This window comes from Bradyrhizobium sp. 14AA (assembly GCF_054185205.1).
Map to the genome: position 1 here is coordinate 1 of NZ_JAVAYM010000093.1, position 530 is coordinate 530.

At 63.6% G+C, this 530-nt stretch carries 1 protein-coding gene; it reads left to right on the forward strand.

Annotated elements, in window-relative coordinates; genetic code table 11:
- Positions 1–51: 51 nt before the first annotated feature.
- The coding region (locus RAD15_RS43470) for a TrbC family F-type conjugative pilus assembly protein (RefSeq protein WP_458184807.1) at positions 52–530 on the forward strand (479 nt) is incomplete at its 3' end.

Sequence of the window (530 nt, forward strand, 5' to 3'; positions counted from 1 at the left end):
ACGATGCGCCATCTCACTATCGGCATCCTCGCAGTCCTCGGCACCGCCGGTGTGTCGGCGCTGCTCGCCCAGACCGTCGACGGCGTAGACGTTCAGGCGGTCAAGAAGCGCTCGACTGACCTCGCCGCCGAAGCGCAGGCCTTTGTCGACCAGGTCAAGGACAGGGGCGACCAGTTCCGTGAAGAGGCCGCTCAGGTCCGCGACGGCGGCACCGAAAATATGCGCAAGGTCGCGGCTACCGATCTTCCGAAGGGTCCGGCAGGGCCGGTCGATTTCGACGAGATCGTGAAGGGCGCGTCCCAGAATGCGAGTGCGAAGGGTGGAGAGGCGCCACAATTCATCGTCTTCGCCAGCCTGTCGATGCCGGACGCCACGCTCAAGCAACTCGTGCGCGACACCTCAAGCGCTGGCGGTGTGGTTGTATTCAGGGGCTTTCCGAACAATTCCGCCAAGGAGTTTGTGGCACGGCTGGGCAAGGTCGTCGACAAAGGGCAGTTCGCCAGTATCGGCATCGATCCCCGACTCTTCCG